Annotated in this window: 13 protein-coding genes, 5 tRNA genes and 1 pseudogene; 16 read left to right on the top strand and 3 right to left on the bottom strand. The window is 70.1% G+C overall.

Annotated elements, in window-relative coordinates; translation table 11 throughout:
* The gene (locus ACFV9H_RS35310) at positions 1 to 3,657 is read right to left on the bottom strand and encodes a nitrate- and nitrite sensing domain-containing protein (protein ID WP_385406655.1); all 3,657 of its coding nucleotides are present in this window, start codon (positions 3,655 to 3,657) and stop codon (positions 1 to 3) included.
* A 563-nt stretch (positions 3,658 to 4,220) separates the two neighbouring features.
* Here ACFV9H_RS35310 and ACFV9H_RS35305 point away from each other — a divergent pair.
* The 9 genes from ACFV9H_RS35305 to ACFV9H_RS35265 all read left to right on the top strand — a co-directional run bounded on the left by ACFV9H_RS35305 (position 4,221) and on the right by ACFV9H_RS35265 (position 8,188).
* A complete protein-coding gene (locus ACFV9H_RS35305; protein ID WP_385406652.1) occupies positions 4,221 to 4,409 on the top strand; it encodes a hypothetical protein in 189 nt (62 codons plus the stop codon).
* 97 nt (positions 4,410 to 4,506) lie between these two features.
* Entirely contained in the window at positions 4,507 to 5,298 is a 792-nt protein-coding gene (locus ACFV9H_RS35300) for a fumarylacetoacetate hydrolase family protein (RefSeq protein ID WP_385406651.1), read from the top strand.
* On the top strand, positions 5,291 to 6,766 hold the full coding sequence (gene gltX, locus ACFV9H_RS35295) for a glutamate--tRNA ligase (RefSeq protein ID WP_385406649.1): 1,476 nt from the start codon (positions 5,291 to 5,293) through the stop codon (positions 6,764 to 6,766). The genes ACFV9H_RS35300 and gltX overlap by 8 nt, the downstream gene beginning before the upstream one ends.
* 118 nt (positions 6,767 to 6,884) lie before the next feature.
* On the top strand, positions 6,885 to 7,613 hold the full coding sequence (locus ACFV9H_RS35290) for an HAD family hydrolase (RefSeq protein ID WP_385406647.1): 729 nt from the start codon (positions 6,885 to 6,887) through the stop codon (positions 7,611 to 7,613).
* 86 nt (positions 7,614 to 7,699) lie between these two features.
* A tRNA-Gln gene (locus tag ACFV9H_RS35285) sits at positions 7,700 to 7,771 on the top strand.
* Positions 7,772 to 7,798: 27 nt separating this feature from the next.
* Positions 7,799 to 7,871: transfer RNA gene (locus ACFV9H_RS35280), tRNA-Glu, on the top strand.
* A gap of 61 nt (positions 7,872 to 7,932) precedes the next feature.
* Positions 7,933 to 8,005 (top strand) — tRNA-Glu (locus ACFV9H_RS35275).
* Between the two features lie 24 nt (positions 8,006 to 8,029).
* A tRNA-Gln gene (locus ACFV9H_RS35270) sits at positions 8,030 to 8,101 on the top strand.
* A 14-nt stretch (positions 8,102 to 8,115) separates the two neighbouring features.
* Positions 8,116 to 8,188, top strand: a tRNA-Glu gene (locus ACFV9H_RS35265).
* Between the two features lie 159 nt (positions 8,189 to 8,347).
* Here the strand turns inward: ACFV9H_RS35265 and ndgR are convergent.
* The gene (gene ndgR, locus ACFV9H_RS35260) at positions 8,348 to 9,064 is read right to left on the bottom strand and encodes an IclR family transcriptional regulator NdgR (RefSeq protein WP_007266782.1); all 717 of its coding nucleotides are present in this window, start codon (positions 9,062 to 9,064) and stop codon (positions 8,348 to 8,350) included.
* Between the two features lie 185 nt (positions 9,065 to 9,249).
* Between ndgR and leuC the strand changes: the two genes are divergently transcribed.
* The 4 genes from leuC to ACFV9H_RS35240 all read left to right on the top strand — a co-directional run bounded on the left by leuC (position 9,250) and on the right by ACFV9H_RS35240 (position 12,440).
* Positions 9,250 to 10,674: a 3-isopropylmalate dehydratase large subunit gene (gene leuC, locus ACFV9H_RS35255; protein ID WP_385406644.1), complete on the top strand. Its 1,425-nt coding sequence runs from the start codon at positions 9,250 to 9,252 to the stop codon at positions 10,672 to 10,674.
* A 3-nt stretch (positions 10,675 to 10,677) separates the two neighbouring features.
* Positions 10,678 to 11,271: a 3-isopropylmalate dehydratase small subunit gene (leuD, locus tag ACFV9H_RS35250; RefSeq protein ID WP_030386442.1), complete on the top strand. Its 594-nt coding sequence runs from the start codon at positions 10,678 to 10,680 to the stop codon at positions 11,269 to 11,271.
* Positions 11,272 to 11,408: 137 nt separating this feature from the next.
* Positions 11,409 to 11,636: a hypothetical protein gene (locus ACFV9H_RS35245; RefSeq protein ID WP_385406642.1), complete on the top strand. Its 228-nt coding sequence runs from the start codon at positions 11,409 to 11,411 to the stop codon at positions 11,634 to 11,636.
* 144 nt (positions 11,637 to 11,780) lie between these two features.
* Positions 11,781 to 12,440 (top strand): HU family DNA-binding protein, encoded by a 660-nt coding sequence (locus ACFV9H_RS35240; protein WP_385406639.1) that lies wholly within the window; start codon positions 11,781 to 11,783, stop codon positions 12,438 to 12,440.
* Between the two features lie 304 nt (positions 12,441 to 12,744).
* On the opposite strand, the pseudogene cofC reads toward ACFV9H_RS35240, so the two are convergent.
* A pseudogene (cofC, locus tag ACFV9H_RS35235) lies at positions 12,745 to 13,347 on the bottom strand (2-phospho-L-lactate guanylyltransferase); the annotation flags it as partial.
* Positions 13,348 to 13,556: 209 nt separating this feature from the next.
* On the opposite strand from cofC, the gene ACFV9H_RS35230 reads away from it, so the two are divergent.
* The 3 genes from ACFV9H_RS35230 to ACFV9H_RS35220 are packed head-to-tail and all read left to right on the top strand — an operon-like array spanning position 13,557 to position 16,513.
* Positions 13,557 to 14,309 (top strand): lysophospholipid acyltransferase family protein, encoded by a 753-nt coding sequence (locus ACFV9H_RS35230; RefSeq protein WP_385406636.1) that lies wholly within the window; start codon positions 13,557 to 13,559, stop codon positions 14,307 to 14,309.
* The gene (locus ACFV9H_RS35225; protein ID WP_385406633.1) at positions 14,306 to 15,316 is read left to right on the top strand and encodes an NAD(P)H-dependent glycerol-3-phosphate dehydrogenase; all 1,011 of its coding nucleotides are present in this window, start codon (positions 14,306 to 14,308) and stop codon (positions 15,314 to 15,316) included. The genes ACFV9H_RS35230 and ACFV9H_RS35225 overlap by 4 nt, the downstream gene beginning before the upstream one ends.
* Before the next feature lie 39 nt (positions 15,317 to 15,355).
* On the top strand, positions 15,356 to 16,513 hold the full coding sequence (locus tag ACFV9H_RS35220; RefSeq protein ID WP_385406630.1) for a D-alanine--D-alanine ligase family protein: 1,158 nt from the start codon (positions 15,356 to 15,358) through the stop codon (positions 16,511 to 16,513).
* Positions 16,514 to 16,558: the final 45 nt, after the last annotated feature.

The raw sequence follows: 16,558 nt of genomic DNA, 5'->3' as shown, positions 1-16,558 counted from the left end.
CTAACGCTCCTGCTGATAAGTGGGGTCGATGTGGTAACTGCCGGTCGCCGGACCGCTGTTGCCGGCCTGGCGACCCTGCTGAATACCCCGTCGGAGGTTGGTCAGACGGCCACGGACGTCGTCGGGGGCCCGCGAGACCTGCGGACCGGGCTGCGCGTCCGCCTGCTGCTGCGCGGTGCCGGCCACGAGGTTCGCCCGGGGGACCCGGCGGGGCAGCCCCGAGGTGGTGATGCCGCCGGCGGCGGGCTGGCGCACGCGCTCGGCCTGACGCATCAGCTCGTCGTTCGGCGAGGACCGCCAGCTGACGGTCGGCGTGCTGCCGGTCGTCGCCGCGGCGGGCTCCGCGTGGTCCTGGCCGCGCTGCGGCAGCTGCTGCTGCGGTGCCGGGGCGGACTGCTGCGGCTGCTGAGGAACGGCGGGTGCCTGCGGAGCGGGCTGCTGCCCTTCCTCGCGGAACCAGTTCGACTCCAGCGTGTCGAAGATCGGGCTGCGGCCCTCGCCCCGGTTCGGCGCCGGCGGCAGGGCCTCGGGCTGCGGCGCCTGCGGAAGGCGCGGAGCCTGCGGCTGCTGCTGCGGGGCCTGCTGCGGACGGTCGAACCCGCCGACACCGGGGCCGCCGGGGCGCTGGGGCTGGAAACCGCCCGGGCGCTCGAACTGGCCGGTGGTCGACTGGTCCTGGAAGCCCCGTACGTCCGGACGCTCGAACTGTCCGGTCGTGCTGTTGCCGACGTTCCCCTGGGGGAGCGGGGCGTTGAAGTCCGGGCGGGCGAACTCGGCCGTGGAGCCGGGGCCCGAGAGCTCGTCGTGGCCGCGGGCCTGGTCGGCACCCCAGCTGGTGGCCTGCGGGGCGGGCAGCTCCGCACGGGGAGCGCCGCCGCGCGGCGGCAGCTGCGGTCGCGGGCCGTTCGGAGCCGGCGACGCGGGGGCGGCCGGCTGCTGGTACGACTGCGGCTGCTGCTGGGGCTGCTGGGGCTGCGGGGCCTGCGGCTGCTGCTGCGGGCGCTCGAAGCCGTTGCCCTGCGGGAATCCCGAGGGGCCGGCCGTCGGGCGGGGCTGCGGGCCACCGGACAGCCCGGCACCCGCGAAGCCCGCGGCGCCGGCACCCGCGCCGGCCGTACCGCGGCCCGGCAGCGGAGCACCGCCGCCGAAGGCGCCCTGTCCCTGTCCCTGGCCGGTCGGGCCGGTCGGCGCACCGCCGCCGAAGCCGCCCTGGCCGCCCTGCTGCGGGCGGGCACCGGGGCCGGCGGGCTGCTGTGGGCGACCACCCTGCGGGCCCTGCGGCCCGGCAGCGCCGTCACGACCCGGCAGCGCGGCACGCTGACCGCCCGCGCCGACCTGGCCGCGCTGCGGGCCCGCGCCCACGGGCGGACGTGCGCCCGCACCGGGAACGGAAGCCTGCGCGGCAGCGCCGGGGCCACCGGCCGAAGCCTGACCACCCGGAGCCTGACCGCCCGGACCACCCGGCTTCTTGCCGCCCTGGGCGACGTCCACCGGGAGCATGACGAGGGCCGTCGTACCGCCCGAGTCGGAGGGGCGCAGCTGGATGCGGATGCCGTGTCGCAGGGACAGGCGGCCGACCACGAACAGGCCCATGCGGCGGGAGACGGAGACGTCCACGGTCGGCGGCGCCGCGAGGCGCTCGTTGATCGCGGCGAGGTCCTCCGGGGAGAGGCCGATGCCGGTGTCGTGGATCTCGACGAGCACGCGGCCGTCGGGAAGCGCGTGACCGGTGACCCGGACCTTGGTCTGCGGGGAGGAGAACGACGTGGCGTTCTCCAGCAGCTCGGCGAGGAGGTGCACGAGGTCGTTGACGACGCGGCCGGCGACATCGGTGCCCGGCACCGAGGCCAGTTCGATGCGCTCGTACTGCTCCACCTCGGACGCGGCGGCACGGAGCACGTCGACGAGCGGGACGGGGCGGGTCCACCGGCGACCCGGCTCCTCGCCCGCGAGGACGAGGAGGTTTTCGCCGTTACGGCGCATGCGGGTCGCGAGGTGGTCGAGCTTGAAGAGCGAGGACAGCTGGTCCGGGTCGGCCTCGCGCGACTCCAGCTCGGAGATGAGCGAGAGCTGACGCTGGATGAGGCCCTGCGAACGGCGCGAGAGGTTGGTGAACATCGCGTTGACGTTGCCTCGCAGGAGGGCCTGCTCGGCGGCGAGGCGGACGGCCTCGCGGTGCACGTCGTCGAAGGCCGCGGCCACCTGGCCGATCTCGTCGCGGGTGTGCACACCGACCGACTCCACGGACGTGTCGACGTCCTGCGGGTCGGACTCGGAGAGCTGCTTGACGAGCTCCGGCAGGCGGTCCTGGGCGACGCGGGTGGCGGTGTCCTGGAGGCGGCGCAGCGAGCGGATCATCGAGCGGGCCATGACGAAGGCGCCGACGAGGGAGACACCGAGCACGAGGAGGATCAGGGCACCGTTGATGATGGCATCCTGCTGCGACTCCTGCTTGAGCTCGCGGGCCTTCTGCTCCATGTCCTCGAGCAGGCTGAGCTCGATCTGCTTCATGGCGGTGAGCTTGGTGGCGTCGGCGTCGTACCAGTCCAGCCAGGACCGGTTCTTCTCCCGAGCGAAGGCTTCCGGGTTGGAGAGCACGCGGCGCGCGTAGTGGTCGGCGCTGGCGATCTCGGAGTTGCCGTCGCCGAGGCCGGCGAGGAGCTCCTCGGAGCGGCCCTGGTAGACGAGCTCGAAGGTCTTCTTCGCCTGCGTCTCACCGCGCTGCGCGGAGAGCGCGTACAGACGGTCGTTCTCCTTCAGCTCGCCCTGCCGGTCCGAGGTTTCGGGGAGCGAGGCGGCGATGATCGCGCGCTGGATGGAGGCGTACTCCTTGGCGGACGAGAAGGCCGCCAGGGCGCGCGTGCGCTTGATCATCTCCGGGTTGGAGGTGGCCTGCGCCATGTCCTGGGAGAGCGAGAGCAGCGAGACGATCAGCGCGTTGTACTCGGTGACGGTCTGCTGGGCACCGTTGGCATACGCGTGCTTGCGGATGTCGTCGATGTTGGCGATCTGACGACCGATCTGCAGGATGTTGTTGCGGATCGACTTGAGGGTGTCGTCCTTGCCCTCGACGTCGTCGACCTTGTCCGTCGCGGCGGCGAAGGCCTTCGCCGCGTTGTCGGTCTCCTGGCGCTTGCCGTCGACCGTGCTGTTGCTCCGGCCCTTGGTGAGGGAGAGCGGACCCGCCGAGCTGTCCCGCTCCTCCTGGAGCATGGCGGCCAGGTGGGTGGCCTGCCGGGTCATCGTCGTCAGCAGCTGCATGTGCTCGAGCTGCGCGATGTCGTTGAGCGAGTCGTTGATACGGAAGCCACCGAGCGTGGTGGCGGCGACGACGGGCAGGGTCAGCAGCGACACCAGTCGCGTGCTGATTCGCCAGTTCTGCATGGCGAGACGGGAACCGGGCCCACTGGGGGCCTTCGGTATCGCCGTGTCCTGCTGCTCGGTCTGACCGGCCTTGGCGAGCTTCCCGCGGCCCTTCGCCTTCACCGTGGCGGAGGCGTCGTGGCCCGCGCCTTCGACAGCCGGCCCGCGGTTCTGGGCGTGCTGGGGCGAGGTGCCACGGTCGGTCCCGCGCGGCTCCTGCTCGGCCGCGGCATCCCCACGGCCCTGGCGGGCCTGGGGAGACCCCTTGCCATCCCTCTTGAATCGTCCCTGCACTAGCGTCGCAACCTCTGGACCAGGCGTTCCACCGGGCGACCGGTGGAACGGTGTCGAGTCGTGGGGCACTAACGGCCCCATGGTGGTCGTCGGTGACCGGCGCGTCTCCCTCTCGTTGCCACCGCGCTCGGCGCTAGTCGCGCCACCTGCGCGCCGGTTGATTCCCGCGGCGGTCCCGCGAATTCCAGCACAGTGCAGGATCTCCAACAAGGTGCGCGTGTCGGCCCGGAGAGTCGGTGACGGCTTGTGACAGACGGGCTACGCGATGTGGTGCGCCTTTCGGTGCAAACCGGACTTACATCGCCCAAATGCGGGGGTTGGCAAGGTGTCCCAGTCGAGATGATCAGGAGCGGAATGGAGCATTCAGTGGCGCAATGTCCGTTTCTTCGGGTCAAATTGACTGCCTGTTATGCCCGTATTGCCAGGTCGCTGGTGAGCAAACTCACATAGCTGTGGCCATTACTTACCGGTTCGGTGAGGGATTTAGATGTTTAGCCTTGCCCTTTACAGGGTTGACGGCCGCGTCAACCGCCGCTCACGGACAGCCGAGGCCTGAAACCCCCATGAAGACGACGACGATGTTCCGCAACATAGCCAACCCCCGCCGCACCACCCTGGCGCACCTGGCGGACGCCGAGGAGCTGCAGGCGGCACCGGCCACCCCGGAGCACGCCGTCGAGCTGCCGACCCAGACCGCCAACCCGCGCCGCACGATCCTGATGGACGCGCCGGTCGTCACCCCGGCGCAGTAGCAGCCGCGCAAAGCAGCGCGAAGCGCCGGTGCCCGCCGCGTTAGCCTGGAGTCCGCAGACTCCAGCCAGCGGAAATACAGAGGGGCAGACGCAACACGTGCGCATCGCCAGGTTCTCGATCGACGGCAATGTCGCCTTCGGCGTGGTCGAGGGCGATGCCGCCCTCGCGGCGTCCGAGGGGGAGCTCGTCCTCGACATCATCAAGGGCATCCCGTTCGCGGACTTCGAGCTCTCCGGCACCAAGGTCCCGCTGAGCAAGGTCCGACTGCTGCCACCCGTACTCCCGAACAAGGTCGTGGCCATCGGCCGCAACTACGCGGAGCACGCGGCGGAGCTCGGGAACGAGGTCCCGGACGCCCCCATCACCTTCTTCAAGCCCTCCACCTCGGTGGTCGGCCCGGGCGACCCGATCGCGTACCCCTCCTTCTCCCAGGACCTCCACCACGAGGCGGAGCTCGCCGTGGTCATCGGCCGCATGTGCCGCGAGGTCCCGCGCGAGCGCGTCAAGGACGTCATCCTCGGCTACACCTGCGCCAACGACGTCACCGCGCGCGACGTCCAGCAGCGCGAGAAGCAGTGGGCGCGGGCCAAGGGCTTCGACAGCTCCTGCCCCCTCGGCCCCTGGATCGAGACCGACCTGGACCCGAGCGACCTGACCATCCAGTGCACCGTCAACGGCGAACAACGCCAGCTCGGCCGCACCAGCGACATGGTCCGCTCCATCGAGGACCTGATCGTGCACATCACCGAGGCCATGACGCTGCTCCCGGGCGACGTCATCCTCACGGGGACCCCGGCCGGAGTCGGCCCCCTCAACGTCGGCGACGAGGTCGCCGTCACCATCGAAGGCATCGGCACTCTCACCAACAAGGTGATCAAGCGTGGCTAACGCGAACGTCCGCGTACGTTTCTGTCCGTCCCCGACCGGCAACCCCCACGTGGGCCTGGTCCGCACCGCCCTCTTCAACTGGGCGTTCGCCCGCCACCACGGCGGTACGTTCGTCTTCCGCATCGAGGACACCGACGCGGCGCGCGACTCCGAGGAGTCGTACGACCAGCTGCTCGACTCGCTGCGCTGGCTCGGCTTCACCTGGGACGAGGGCCCCGAGGTGGGCGGCCCGCACGCCCCGTACCGCCAGTCCGAGCGCATGGACATCTACAAGGATGTCGCGCGGAAGCTCCTGGACGGCGGCTACGCCTACAAGTGCTACTGCACCACCGAGGAGCTCGACGCGCGCCGTGCGGCCGCCCGCGCCGCCGGCAAGCCCTCCGGCTACGACGGCCACTGCCGCGAGCTGACCACCGTGCAGCTCGAGGCGTACGAGGGCGAGCACCGCGCCTCCATCGTCCGCTTCCGGATGCCCGACGAGCCGATCACCTTCACGGACCTCGTCCGCGGCGAGCTCACCTTCACCCCGGACAACGTGCCCGACTTCGGCATCCTCCGGGCCAACGGCGCCCCGCTGTACACGCTGGTCAACCCGGTCGACGACGCGCTGATGGAGATCACGCACGTGCTCCGCGGCGAGGACCTCCTCTCCTCGACCCCGCGCCAGATCGCCCTGTACAAGGCACTCATCGAGCTGGGCGTCGCCAAGACCACCCCCGCCTTCGGCCACCTGCCGTACGTGATGGGCGAGGGCAACAAGAAGCTCTCCAAGCGCGACCCCGAGGCCTCGCTCAACCTGTACCGCGAGCGCGGCTTCCTCCCCGAGGGCCTGCTGAACTACCTCTCGCTGCTCGGCTGGTCCTTCTCCAAGGACCAGGACGTCTTCTCGATCGAGGAGATGGTGTCGAAGTTCGACATCGACGGCGTCAACGCCAACCCGGCGCGCTTCGACCTCAAGAAGGCCGAGTCGATCAACGGCGACCACATCCGCCTGCTCGACCCGAAGGCCTTCGCGGACCGCTGTGCCCCGTGGCTCCAGGCCCCGCACGCCAATTGGGCGCCCGAGGACTTCGACGCCGAGGCGTGGGACCGCATCGCGCCGTACGCCCAGACGCGCGTGACCGTCCTGTCGGAGATCACCGCCAACGTCGACTTCCTGTTCCTGAAGGAGCCGGTCGAGGACCAGGCTTCGTGGGACAAGGCGATGAAGGGCGAGCCGGCGGCCCTGCTGACCACGGCGCGCGAGAACCTCGCCGGCGCCGACTGGTCGGACCCGGAGTCCCTCAAGCAGGCCGTCCTCACCGCAGGCGAGGCCCACGGCCTCAAGCTCGGCAAGGCCCAGGCCCCGGTCCGCGTGGCCGTCACCGGCCGCACGATCGGCCTGCCGCTCTTCGAGTCACTGGAGATCCTGGGCAAGGACCGCTCCCTGGCCCGCATCGACGCGGCCCTGGCGAAGCTCGCCGCGTAGCGTTCACGTCCCGCAGGGGGCGGCGGCCGGATCCCCGGCCGCCGCCCCCTGCGGCGTTTCCCGACGGAGTTCCTCGTCGTGCCCACCGGGGACGGGCTGGCCGAGTAGCCTCGGCGGTATGCCGATCCGCGCCGTGCTGTGGGACATCGACGACACCCTGTTCGACTACACGGGGGCCGACGCCGTCGGGCTCTCGCGGCACCTGGAGGCCGAGGGCATCGCCGCGCGGTACGGGACCCCCACCGAGGCGCTCGCGCTGTGGCGCCGGATCACCGACCGGCACTGGGAGCGTTTCGCGGCCGGTGAGGGGAGCTTCCAGGGGCAGCGTCGGGACCGGGTGCGGGAGTTCCTGGAACAGCCCGCGATGACCGACGGCCAGGCCGACGCCTGGTTCGACCAGTACGTCGCGCACTACAAGGCCGAGTGGAAGGTCTTCCCCGACGTCGTGCCCGCACTCGACGCCCTCGCGGTCGACTACCGGCACGGGGTGCTCTCCAACTCCTCCCTCGTCAACCAGGACCCGAAGCTGCGCGACCTCGGGCTGCGCGACCGCTTCGAAGTGCTGGTCTGCGCCGTCGAGCTCGGGGTGAGCAAGCCCGAGGCGGGGGCCTTCCTCGCCGCGTGCGAGGCGCTGGCCCTGCCGCCGGGCGAAGTGGCGTACGTGGGGGACCAGCCCGAGATCGACGCGCGCGGGGCCCGTGACGCCGGCCTGCTGGCCTTCTGGCTCGACCGGCGGGGCGGCCGGGGGCCGGGTCCCGATGGGGCGCACCGGATCGAGGGCCTTGACCAGCTGCCGGAGCTGCTGGCCGCAGATACCCGTTTTGGAGCACGGTCAGGCATCCGGTAATGTTCTTTCTGCGCCGCCGGAGCGGGCCGAAAGGCCGGACGGGGGCGCCACTCGAAAGAAAATCCCCCCAGGGGCTTGACTTTCGGTGGGGTATAGTGTAATTGGCAACACGAGGGTTTCTGGTTCCCTTATTCTAGGTTCGAGTCCTGGTACCCCAGCGCAGTGCAGTAGTAACGCAGTGCTTTGCCCCCGTTGTGTAGCGGCCTAGCACGCCGCCCTCTCAAGGCGGTAGCGCCGGTTCGAATCCGGTCGGGGGTACAGATCCTTCCCGCGAGATCTCCAGGGTCGCACCCGGATGTTTTGATGCAGGATCGCTAGGGCCCCCGTTGTGTAGCGGCCTAGCACGCCGCCCTCTCAAGGCGGTAGCGCCGGTTCGAATCCGGTCGGGGGTACTGTGGTCTGGTCTAGACCACCCTTGGGCTATGGTGTAATTGGCAACACGAAGGTTTCTGGTTCCTTTGTTCTAGGTTCGAGTCCTGGTAGCCCAGCGCAGTACCTGCAAGCCCCCGTTGTGTAGCGGCCTAGCACGCCGCCCTCTCAAGGCGGTAGCGCCGGTTCGAATCCGGTCGGGGGTACGCACAGAAGAGGCCCTCCGCGTTCATCGCGGAGGGCCTCTTCGTTGTACCCGTACACCTCACAAGTGCGGGCCCGGAGGCGCGTGTTCGGACGTGTGCGGCGTCGTACGCGCCTCCGGGCCCGGCGGTGAACGGGTGGAGGTGGTGCATGGTGCCGGCTCAGCCGGAGCGGCGCAGGGCCTCCGTGAGTCGGGCGGCCGCGTCGATGACGGCCTGGGCGTGCATCCGGCCCGGGTGGCGGGTCAGGCGCTCGATCGGCCCGGAGACCGACACGGAGGCCACCACACGGTTCGACGGCCCGCGCACGGGCGCCGAGACGGAGGCCACGCCGGGCTCCCGCTCGCCGATCGACTGCGCCCAGCCGCGGCGCCGTACGCCCGAGAGCGCCGTCGCCGTGAAGCGCGCGCCCTGCAGGCCGCGGTGGAGCCGCTCGGGCTCCTCCCAGGCCATCAGGATCTGCGCGGCCGAGCCGGCCTTCATCGGGAGCGTGGAGCCCACCGGGACGGTGTCCCGCAGGCCCGACAGCCGCTCGGCGGCCGCCACGCAGATGCGCATGTCTCCCTGACGGCGGTAGAGCTGCGCGCTCTCGCCCGTCACGTCGCGCAGGTGGGTCAGTACCGGTCCCGCCGTGGCCAGCAGACGGTCCTCGCCGGCCGCGGCGGCGAGCTCCGCCAGCCGCGGACCGAGGATGAACCGGCCCTGCATGTCCCTCGCCACCATCCGGTGGTGTTCCAGTGCCACGGCCAGCCGGTGTGCCGTGGGTCGTGCGAGCCCTGTCGCCGCGACCAGCCCGGCGAGGGTGGCCGGACCGGACTCCAGTGCGCTCAATACCAGAGCTGCCTTGTCGAGAACGCCGACGCCGCTAGAGTTGTCCATGAAACGATATTCGCGTCTCACACTGTGAAACGCAAGTTCAATTTTTCCAAGAACAAGCGAGTCTGTATGTGCGGGTCCACGAACCACTGGGTCCGAGCCGTCGTCCGAGACGTGGGGTACCGGGCGATCAGGCGCAACAGATCTCTATGAAGCGCCGGCACAACCGGCCGGCCGGAGGGAAAGCGATGGGTAGGACACTCGCGGAGAAGGTCTGGGACGACCATGTCGTCCGGCGCGCCGAAGGCGAGCCCGACCTCCTCTTCATTGATCTGCACCTGCTGCACGAGGTGACCAGCCCGCAGGCCTTCGAGGGTCTGCGTCAGGCCGGCCGCAAGGTCCGACGCCTCGACCTCACCATCGCGACCGAGGACCACAACACCCCCACGCTCGACATCGACAAGCCGATCGCGGACCCGGTCTCCCGGGCCCAGCTGGAGACGCTGCGCAGGAACTGCGCAGAGTTCGGCGTACGGCTGCACTCGCTGGGCGATGTCGAGCAGGGCGTCGTACACGTCGTGGGACCGCAGCTGGGTCTGACCCAGCCCGGCACCACCGTGGTCTGCGGTGACTCGCACACCTCCACCCACGGCGCGTTCGGTGCGCTGGCCTTCGGCATCGGCACCAGCCAGGTCGAGCACGTGCTGGCCACCCAGACTCTGCCGCTGGCCCGCCCGAAGACGATGGCGATCACCGTCACCGGCGAGCTGGCCGAGGGCGTCACCGCCAAGGACCTGATCCTGGCGATCATCGCCAAGATCGGCACCGGTGGTGGCCAGGGCTACATCCTGGAGTACCGCGGCGAGGCCATCGAGAAGCTGTCGATGGAAGCCCGCATGACCATCTGCAACATGTCGATCGAGGCCGGTGCCCGCGCGGGCATGATCGCCCCCGACCAGACCACCTTCGACTACCTCGAAGGCCGCGACCACGCCCCGACGGGCAAGGACTGGGACGCTGCCGTCGAGTACTGGCGGACCCTGCGCACCGACGACGACGCGGTCTTCGACGCGGAGGTCGTCATCGACGGCGCCGCGCTGTCCCCGTTCGTCACCTGGGGCACCAACCCGGGCCAGGGCGCGCCGCTGTCGGCCAACGTCCCCGACCCGGCTTCGTACGAGGACGCTTCGGAGCGCCTGGCCGCCGAAAAGGCCCTGGAGTACATGGGGTTGACCGCCGGGCAGCCGCTGCGCGACATCAAGGTCGACACCGTCTTCGTAGGTTCCTGCACCAATGGCCGCATCGAGGACCTGCGTGCCGTCGCGGGGATCATCGAGGGTCGCAAAGTCGCCGACGGCGTACGGATGCTGGTCGTTCCGGGCTCGGTCCGGGTCGCCCTGCAGGCCGTGGAAGAGGGCCTGGACAAGGTCTTCAAGGAGGCCGGCGCCGAATGGCGGCACGCGGGCTGCTCGATGTGTCTGGGCATGAACCCCGACCAACTGGCGCCCGGTGAGCGCTCCGCGTCCACCTCCAACCGCAACTTCGAGGGCCGGCAGGGCAAGGGCGGGCGCACCCACCTGGTCTCCCCGCAGGTGGCCGCCGCCACCGCGGTGCTGGGCCACCTGGCCTCGCCCGCCGACCTGTCCGACGCCAACGCGACCGCCGGAGTCTGAACCATGGAAGCCTTCACCACCCACACCGGCCGGGCCGTCCCGCTGCGTCGCAGCAACGTCGACACCGACCAGATCATCCCGGCCCACTGGCTGAAGAAGATCACCCGCGACGGGTTCGAGGACGGGCTCTTCGAGGCCTGGCGCAAGGACCCGGAGTTCGTCACGAACCGCCCGGAGCGCGCGGGCGCCACCGTGCTGGTCGCCGGCCCCGACTTCGGTACGGGTTCCTCGCGCGAGCACGCCGTCTGGGCCCTGCAGAACTTCGGCTTCAAGACGGTCATCTCCTCCCGCTTCGCCGACATCTTCCGCGGGAACTCGCTGAAGAACGGCCTGCTGACCGTCGTCCTGCCCCAGGAGACCGTCGAGCAGCTGTGGAAGCTGACCGAGGCCGATCCCACCGCCGAGATCACGGTCGACCTGGTCGACCGCCAGGTTCGAGCCGAAGGCGTCGTAGCGGAGTTCGAGCTCGACGACAACGCCCGCTGGCGACTGCTGGAGGGGCTGGACGACATCTCCCTCACCCTTCAGAACGAAGCGGACATCGCCACGTACGAAAGTGCGCGTCCGACCTTCAAGCCGCGCACGATTCAGGCCTGATTCCTGCCTGATCAGCGCTTATTCACCTGCGGGTGATCACATCGACAACACTGTGCCCCCCACCGGATGGTGGGGGGCACAGCTGTGTGTTGAGGCCCCGTGAGGCGACAACTCGCCCCAGATGGCACAATCTGTGCATGGAACGCGACAGTCAACTTGAGCTCTACGAACTCGTCGCGGACCGTTTGAAAGAAGCACACACACGGGTGCGCTCACTGCAAGTCCCGGAGGGCGTAAGGATGGCGCTGTCCCGGAAGCTGTTGGTCGTCACGGCCGTGGCGAAGCACGATCTCGCCGATGCGGCAAGGCGCCTGGACAGGTTGATGAAGGACCTCGACGAGGGTCGATTCCCTGAAGGCGACTGATGCGAAGGAACTCCGTAACCGCCTCCGGCGTTGCGGCACTAGGGTGATTAGCCCGTTTCGTGTTTGATTTGCGGTATATATCCGCCTAACGTGCGAAATAAGCTTGAACACATTCGTTCTGGCGAAGTCTCCGAAGGGGAAGACGTGAACAAGGCGCAGCTCGTAGAAGCGATTGCCGACAAGCTGGGCGGCCGTCAGCAGGCCGCGGACGCTGTCGACGCGGTACTGGACGCGATCGTCCGCGCTACCGTCGCGGGCGACCGGGTCTCGGTCACGGGCTTCGGCTCGTTCGAGAAAGTCGACCGACCGGCCCGTTACGCCCGCAACCCGCAGACGGGGGAGCGCGTCCGGGTCAAGAAGACCTCGGTGCCCCGCTTCCGCGCGGGCCAGGGCTTCAAGGACCTGGTCAGCGGCACCAAGAAGCTCCCCAAGGGCGGCGAGGTCTCGGTGAAGAAGGCGCCCAAGGGCAGCCTCACCGGCGGTGCCTCCGCGACGGTCAAGAAGGCCGCCGCGAAGAAGGCCACCACCGCCAAGAAGGCCGCGGCAAAGACCGCGGTCGCAAAGAAGGTCACGGCGAAGAAGACCACCGCGACCGCCAAGAAGACCACCGCCGCCGCCAAGAAGGCCACCCCGGCGAAGAAGGCCACCGCGGTCAAGAAGGCCGCGACGGCGAAGAAGACCACCGCCGCCGCCAAGAAGACCGCTCCGGCGGCCAAGAAGGCCACCGCGAAGACGACCGCGCCCGCCAAGAAGACGGCGACGCGCAAGGCCACCGCGAAGAAGACGACCGCCCGCAAGAAGTAACAGGGGTACGAGTCACACACGCCGGGCCGGTTCCCCGAGGGGGAGCCGGCCCGCGGTGCTTTGCCGTCCTCGCAGGTCAGAAGCGTGGAAGGGGTGAGCCTCAGAAGGTCTGCAGCGTGACCAGGGTGATCCGCAGCCGCTCGCCCTCGCCGTCCGTCTCGATCCGGACCCGCTGCCCGGGCCGCAGCATGCGCAGGCCCCCCGCGTCGAAGGCCGCGGTCTCGAAGGGCACCGGGGTGCCGTCGTCCAGCAGCACACTGCCGCTGCGGGTCTCGGAGTCGTACGTGTACGCGGTCGCCTGCATACCGGAACTGTATCGGGCCGTGTGACGACCCACGCCGAGGGTGAGGGCGGTCCGCAGATCCGCCGCGGTGTCCACGTCCCGGCGCACGCTGTCGACGCCCTCCAGGGCGATTTCCACCGCCCCCGAGGCCGAATGCCTGGCCCGGGACGGCCCCCCGAACGAGGGTGCCAATTCCACGGCCGGCGCGGCCGAAAGCAAGGTCGTCCCGATTCCGGCGGCATCCGCCAGAAATGCCCGGGGAAATGCGGCGGCGGTATCGAGCACGCGTAGCAATTCGGGGGGCCGCAGCGCCGGTAGATCGGCGTTCATCGCGGCCACCGCCGCCCCGGGCCGCCCCTCCCGTATCGCCCGCGCCCCATGGGCCAGCGCCGCGTTGAGCCCGGCCCCGGGAGTGTCCGGAACGATCCGCGCACCCAGCCTGGCCAGTTCCGCACCGGCCGCCGCGTCGTCCGTGACGACCACCACATCCGCGACCGCCGCGCAGGCCAGAGCCCCGGCGACGGTGTCCTGGGCGAAGGCCAGGGCGAGTCCGGGACGGGACGCGCCCACGGACGCGGAGAGACGGCTCTTGGCCACCGCCAGAGGCTTCAGCGGGACCACCAGACTCCAGACGGCGTTCGTGGCCGCCCCCTTCCCTCGGGTTTCCCTCCGGCGCGCTCGGCCACCATTGTCACCTCCGCCCGGTCGACCCCGGGGCCGAGGGCCGTGAGCGGGGCGTACGGTGTTCTCGACAGAGACCGGGCCTGGGGCCACACTTGTCCGGCCCGACGAGGTGCCCAAGCCGCGCACCGGTCCTAGAGGAAGGTGTCCGAGTGTCCCGCCGCAGAATCGGCTTCTGGTACCGCCTGGCGGCGGTCATCGCAAAACCGCCGCTGGTAGTGCTCTTCAAGCGGGACTGGCGGGGAATCGAGCACATTCCGGCCGAGGGCGGATTTATCACCGCCGTCAATCACAACTCGTATCTGGACCCGCTCTCCTACGCGCACTTCCAGTACAACACCGGCCGGGTGCCCCGATTGCTCGCGAAGGCGGCCCTCTTCAAGGTCCCTATTGTCGGCGCGATCCTGCGCGGCAGCGGGCAGATCCCGGTCTACCGTGAGAGCACCAATGCCCTGGACGCATTCCGGGCCGCCGTGGACGCCATCGAGCGCGGCGAATGCGTGGCCTTTTACCCGGAGGGCACCCTCACCCGGGACCCCGACATGTGGCCGATGGCCGGCAAGACCGGCGCCGCCCGTGTCGCGTTGATCACCAAGGCGCCCGTCATTCCCGTGGCGCAGTGGGGCGCGAATCTCGCGATGCCGCCCTATGCCAAGGAGAACAAGGTCAGCCTGTTCCCGCGCAAGACCCTCCAGGTGCTCGCCGGACCGCCGGTGGACCTCTCCGCCTTCCACGACCGGGAACCCACCCCGGACGTGCTCAAGGAGGTCACCGAGGTCATCATGGCGGCCATCACCGAGCTGCTGGAGGAGCTGCGGGGCGAAAGTGCTCCCGAGCAGCCGTACGACCATCGCAAGGCCAGGGCGGAACAGCGGCGCAAGGCCGCGGGGGAGGGCAAGAAGTGACACGTCCCGTGAAGGCGGCAGTCTTCGGAACAGGCTCCTGGGGCACGGCCTTCGCCATCGTGCTCGCCGACGCCGGCTGCGAGGTGACCCTGTGGGGCCGCCGTCAGGAGCTGGTCGACGCCATCAACACCGGCCGGACCAACCCGGACTACTTCCCCGACGTCGAACTCCCCGCGGGCATCAGGGCCACCACCGACCCGGCCGAGGCCGCGGCCGGCGCCGACTTCACCGTCCTCGCCGTCCCCTCCCAGACCCTGCGCGGGAATCTCGCGGCCTGGGTGCCCCTGCTGGCCCCGGACACCGTGCTCGTCTCCCTGATGAAGGGCGTCGAACTCGGCACCGCCAAGCGGATGAGCGAGGTCATCGAGGAGGTGGCCAAGGTCCCCGCCGAGCGCATCGCGGTCGTCACCGGTCCCAACCTGGCCCCCGAGATCGCCGCCCGCCAGCCCGCCGCCTCCGTCGTCGCCTGCGTGGACGAGGCGGTGGCCCAGCGCCTCCAGACCGCCTGCCACACCCCGTACTTCCGCCCGTACACGAGCACCGACGTCATCGGCTGCGAACTCGGCGGCGCCGTCAAGAACGTCATCGGCCTCGCCGTCGGCATCGCGGACGGCATGGGCCTCGGCGACAACACCAAGGGCTCGCTCATCACCCGCGGACTCGCCGAAGCGACCCGCCTGGGCGTGGCGATGGGCGCCGACCCGCTCACCTTCTCCGGCCTCGCGGGCCTCGGCGACCTGGTCGCGACCTGCTCCTCGCCGCTCTCCCGGAACCACACCTTCGGCACGAACCTCGGCCGCGGGATGACCCTGGAGGAGACCATCGCGGTCACCAAGCAGACCGCCGAGGGCGTCAAGTCCTGCCAGTCCGTGGCCGATCTGGCCCGCCGCCACGGGGTGGACATGCCGATCACCGACACCGTGGTGGACATCGTCCACCACGGCAAGCCCACCCTGGTCGCCCTCAAGGAGCTGATGGGGCGCAGCGCCAAACCGGAACGTCGCTGACACCTTTCCGGACGCTTGAGCGGGTACCCTCATGGCGATATGAGCAGCGAGAACCTCCCCCAGACCCCTGAGCAGCAGGGCCGCAAGCCCCGCGTGGCCGTCGTGTTCGGCGGCCGCAGCTCGGAACACGCCATCTCGGTCGTCACGGCGGGCGCGGTGCTGCGCTCCATCGACCGGTCCAAGTACGAGGTGCTGCCCATCGGCATCACCACGGACGGCCGGTGGGCGCTGACCGCCGACGAGCCCGAGCGGATGGCCATCGCGGACCGACAGCTCCCGAGCGTCGAGGAGCTCTCGGACTCCGAGGACGGCTCCGTCGTCCTCTCGGTCGACCCCGCCAACCGTCAGGTCGTCTACACCGAGCCGGGCGCCGTTCCCAAGGCCCTGGGCGAGGTCGACGTCGTCTTCCCCGTGCTGCACGGCCCGTACGGCGAGGACGGCACCCTCCAGGGCCTCCTGGAGCTCTCCGGGATCCCGTACGTCGGCTCGGGCGTCCTCGCCTCGGCCGTCGGCCAGGACAAGGACTACATGAAGCGGGTGTTCACCTCTTTCGGGCTGCGCGTCGGCCCGTACGTGACCATCCGCCCCCGCGAGTGGGAAGCCGACCAGGGCGCCGCCAAGGCCAAGATCATGGACTTCGCCGCCGAGCACGGCTGGCCGCTGTTCATCAAGCCCGCCCGGGCCGGCTCCTCGATCGGCATCACCAAGGTCGACGACGCCTCCGGCCTCGACGCGGCGATCCGCGAGGCCCGCCGCCACGACCCGAAGTTCATCGTGGAGGCGCTGCTGCGCGGCCGCGAGATCGAGTGCGGCGTGCTGGAGTTCGAGGACGGGCCGCGCGCGAGCGCCCCCGCCGAGATCCCGCCGGTCTCCAGCCACGACTTCTACGACTTCGAGGCGAAGTACATCGACTCCGCCACCGGGATCGTGCCCGCCCCGCTGACCCCCGGGCAGACCGCCGAGGTCCAGCGGCTCGCGATCGAGGCCTTCGAGGCCGCGTCCTGCGAGGGCCTGGTGCGCGCCGACTTCTTCCTCACCGAGGACGGCGAGTTCGTCATCAACGAGATCAACACGATGCCGGGCTTCACCCCGATCTCCATGTACCCGCTGATGTGGCAGGAGTCGGGAATCGGCTACCAGGAGCTGGTGGACCGCCTGCTTCAGGCGGCCCTGCGCCGCTCCACCGGACTGCGCTAGCGCCCGGCTCCGTACCGCAGACCCCCCGCCGGCCCGCCCTTTCGG

The sequence above is a fragment of the Streptomyces sp. NPDC059874 genome (genome assembly GCF_042731135.1).
Classification (GTDB): domain Bacteria; phylum Actinomycetota; class Actinomycetes; order Streptomycetales; family Streptomycetaceae; genus Streptomyces.
Note: the sequence above shows the minus strand (reverse complement) of the source record. Positions and strands in the feature narration are given on the sequence as shown.

Coding starts and splice junctions, on each gene's coding strand:
- ACFV9H_RS35290 (WP_385406647.1), top strand. CDS start 6,885: ATGCCGATCCGCGCCGTGCTGTGGGACATCGACGACACCCTGTTCGAC.
- leuC (WP_385406644.1), top strand. CDS start 9,250: ATGGGTAGGACACTCGCGGAGAAGGTCTGGGACGACCATGTCGTCCGG.
- ACFV9H_RS35305 (WP_385406652.1), top strand. CDS start 4,221: ATGAAGACGACGACGATGTTCCGCAACATAGCCAACCCCCGCCGCACC.
- ndgR (WP_007266782.1), bottom strand. CDS start 9,064: ATGGACAACTCTAGCGGCGTCGGCGTTCTCGACAAGGCAGCTCTGGTA.
- ACFV9H_RS35220 (WP_385406630.1), top strand. CDS start 15,356: ATGAGCAGCGAGAACCTCCCCCAGACCCCTGAGCAGCAGGGCCGCAAG.
- ACFV9H_RS35245 (WP_385406642.1), top strand. CDS start 11,409: ATGGAACGCGACAGTCAACTTGAGCTCTACGAACTCGTCGCGGACCGT.
- leuD (WP_030386442.1), top strand. CDS start 10,678: ATGGAAGCCTTCACCACCCACACCGGCCGGGCCGTCCCGCTGCGTCGC.